We start from the raw sequence: 3287 nt of genomic DNA, 5'->3' as shown, positions 1-3287 counted from the left end.
GACCACCCCGCTGATGGCATTCGCCCCAGACATCAGAGGTGTATGCAGGATGGTAGGCACATTGGAAATAAGTTCAAACCCAAGGATGATCGTAAAGATCAGCAGGTAGATCAGGATGAGGTTTTCGTCTAAGAAGAGGAAGATACTTTCCATATGCGAGCAGGGCGTTAGGTCTGGTTTTTTGTTATCAGTGTTTTATCGATGATCTCATTTTTGCGATCGAGATCGAGGTTTCCGTCTTTGATGATCAGCTTCAGGTAATTGGCGACATTGTTGCTGAAAAAGAAGCTGGCATCCCTTGGCATCTCTGAAGGCAAATTAGAATGACCTATGATCTTTACACCATTATGGATCACTGTGGTATCTGCCTTGCTCAGTTCGCAATTTCCTCCAGAGGACGCCGCGAGGTCGATCACAATGGATCCGGGTTTCATCTTGCTTACGGTTTCTGCTGTGAGCAGGACGGGTGCCTTTTTTCCGAGGATCTGGGCAGTGGTGATGACGACATCGGAAGACGCGGCACGTTTTTGCACCTCCTCCTGCTGCCTCGCCATAAATTCCGCTGTTTGTTCCACGGCATAACCTCCGGCATCCCTTTTATCTATGGCCCCCGGAACCTCCACGAATTTGGCACCCAGGCTTTCCACTTCTTCTTTGGCAGCAGCACGCACATCGGAGGCTTCTACGATAGCTCCAAGCCTCCTCGCTGTGGCGATGGCTTGCAATCCCGCAACCCCGGCCCCCAGAACCAGTACCTTACAGGGTTTAATGCTGCCGGCGGCAGTGATCATCATCGGAAAGAAACCGGGTAGTTCCGTGGCCGCCAGGAGTACAGCTCTGTATCCGGCTATGGAAGCCATGGAGGAGAGGATATCCATGGTCTGGGCGATGGTCGTCCTGGGGATCATGTCAAGGCTGGCTGCCTTGAGTCCCAGTTTCTCTATACGGGCTATGAGTTCCTGGTTTTGAAAGGGGGAGAATACAGCGACGAGCAGGGTTCCTTTTTTTATCCGGGGCAGTTCATTTACAGGAATTGGATTAATGGTGACCAGGATATCGGCATGTTTCATAATCTCCTCCCGATCGGTTACCTTCCCGTATTTCTCGTATTTGGCATCGACATAGCTCGCCTGTACTCCGGCTCCTTTCTGGATTCGGAACTCCACGCCTTCTACTTTGAATTTCTTCAGGGTACTTGGAACCAGGGAGACGCGTTTGTCGTTGGGTTCCTTGAGGATTCCTATGATCATGCGGTTAGGTAAACAACAGGTTCAATTTATAAAGAATATTCGGAATTCAGAAATATCGGATGTCGCCTTATCCCAAAGAATCCTTATTTCTGTAAATTAATTTTGTCGCCCTTATTAAAATGAACTACCTCAATTATATTGATATCTTTATGTTCGTCCTGAATACTAATAATGAGAAACGAGTTAGAAAGGTAGCGTCTTGCAAGAAAAGAAGATAAAGGTAGTAATTGTGGGTGCGGGTTTTGGAGGGATCGCCTTGGCCAAGGCGTTGCGGAAAAGTCCCGTAGACGTGCTGCTGATCGACCAGCATAACTACCATAACTTCCAGCCCCTGATGTACCAGGTGGCCACCGGTGGGCTCGAACCGGGAAGTATTGCCTATCCGGTGAGGCGGATCTTCCGATATAACAAAAATATCACCTTCAGGATGGGTAAAGTGCGGGAAGTGGTACCCTCAGAAAACCTCCTGAAGACGAACATAGGGGACATCCCCTACAACTACCTTATCATCGCCACGGGAAGCCAGAACAATTATTTCAATTTTGAACCTGTCAGGGACCGCCTCCTCGCTCTGAAATCCATTCCCGAGGCCTTGAACATGAGAAGCTTCATCTTCCAGAATATGGAAAAAGCCCTGGCCAATATAGATAATGAACCCCTGGAGGAGATTATGAACATAGCCATAGTAGGAGGGGGCCCTGCGGGGATCGAGCTCGCTGGGGCAATTTCTGAGATGAAACGGTATGTGCTGCCCAAGGACTTCCCGGAACTCGACCTGTCTAAGATGAGTATCAATCTGTACGAGGCATCCCCGGCTTTACTCTCTGCCATGTCTGAGGAGGCCTCGGTAAAATCCCTGGAATACCTGAAGCAATTGGGTGTCAACGTGTTCCTCAATACCAGGGTTCGGGAATACGACGGTTCCCTGATCACCCTGGAAGACGGTTCTTCCTTCAGAACCGATACCGTCATCTGGACGGCAGGGGTTAAGGGAGCACCTCTTGAGGGGCTTCCCGCAGATTCCATCGTGGGAGGGAACCGCATAGCGATCAACGAATACAACCGGGTCGCGGGAACCACTAATATTTTTGCTATCGGGGATGTAGCTACCCATATCACAGAGGAAAACCCGAAAGGATTGCCCATGCTGGCCCCGGTGGCCCAGCAACAGGGGAGGCATTTGGCCAAAAATCTCAAAAGGGTGATGAAGGGAAGGTCCATGTTGCCTTTTGAGTACCTTGATAAAGGGGTGATGGCCACCATTGGGAGGCGTAAGGCGGTGGTTGACCTGAAGGTCTGGAAATTCCAGGGGACCTTTGCCTGGCTGGTCTGGATGTTTGTCCATATCATGTCCCTGGTGGGATTTCGCAATAAGATCGTCGCCTTCTTAGACTGGATGGTGAATTATTTCACTTATGACAGGCCCCTCGGGCTCATCATTCGGCCCTACAAGCGAAGTGAAAACGGCTCAGAATCACTCTAGCCCTTTCACGATAAGATTCCGGCCAATTCTTTATTTATGTCACGAGACGGCACCCTGATGTGATGCTCACGGAATAATCATTCATGTCCAGGTTAAATCGCTCCCTGTACCTTTTACGCGCATTATTGAGGAACGCGTGGGCCTTGTTCACATCGACAAGGTTCAGGCTACAGCCCCCGAATCCGCCCCCCATCATACGGGCCCCCAGAACTCCATCACTCTCTCTGGCGAGATCCACAAGGAAATCGAGTTCTTCACAGCTTACCTCATAAAGCTTGCTAAGCCCTTCGTGCGACTCGTACATCAGTTCTCCCAACTTCAGTAAGTCGGCGTTTTTAAGGGCTTCACGTGCTTTGAGTACCCGGCCATTCTCTTCGAGCACAAAAAAGGCTTTTTGGTAATCTGCCTCCGGTAATTCTGATCTAATTTTAACCAGTTGTTTAAGATCAATTTCCCGGAGGGAACTCACCTCCAAGCGGGTTGCGATAGCTTCACAAACCTCACGCCTCTGATTGTAGGCACTGTCGGCCAGGTTGTGCTTGACCCCGGTATCG

Annotated in this window: 4 protein-coding genes; 1 reads left to right on the top strand and 3 read right to left on the bottom strand. The window is 49.9% G+C overall.

Going from position 1 to position 3287, the window contains the following annotated elements; genetic code table 11:
- Together ABYP73_RS12465 and ABYP73_RS12460 are read right to left on the bottom strand one after the other, a co-directional pair.
- A partial coding sequence (locus ABYP73_RS12465; RefSeq protein WP_372974549.1) for a proton-translocating transhydrogenase family protein occupies nt 1-153 on the bottom strand: 153 nt, incomplete at its 3' end.
- Between the two features lie 14 nt (nt 154-167).
- The gene (locus tag ABYP73_RS12460; RefSeq protein WP_372945932.1) at nt 168-1250 is read right to left on the bottom strand and encodes an NAD(P) transhydrogenase subunit alpha; all 1083 of its coding nucleotides are present in this window, start codon (nt 1248-1250) and stop codon (nt 168-170) included.
- 199 nt (nt 1251-1449) lie between these two features.
- Between ABYP73_RS12460 and ABYP73_RS12455 the strand changes: the two genes are divergently transcribed.
- A complete protein-coding gene (locus tag ABYP73_RS12455; protein ID WP_372974548.1) occupies nt 1450-2733 on the top strand; it encodes an NAD(P)/FAD-dependent oxidoreductase in 1284 nt (427 codons plus the stop codon).
- A gap of 34 nt (nt 2734-2767) precedes the next feature.
- Here ABYP73_RS12455 and ABYP73_RS12450 read toward each other — a convergent pair.
- Nucleotides 2768-3287 (bottom strand): galactokinase (locus tag ABYP73_RS12450; RefSeq protein ID WP_372974547.1); only part of this gene is annotated, 520 nt, incomplete at its 5' end.

The sequence above is a fragment of the Muriicola sp. genome (genome assembly GCF_041567615.1).
GTDB lineage: Bacteria > Bacteroidota > Bacteroidia > Flavobacteriales > Flavobacteriaceae > Muriicola.
Note: the sequence above shows the minus strand (reverse complement) of the source record. Positions and strands in the feature narration are given on the sequence as shown.

Coding starts and splice junctions, on each gene's coding strand:
- ABYP73_RS12460 (WP_372945932.1), bottom strand. CDS start 1,250: ATGATCATAGGAATCCTCAAGGAACCCAACGACAAACGCGTCTCCCTG.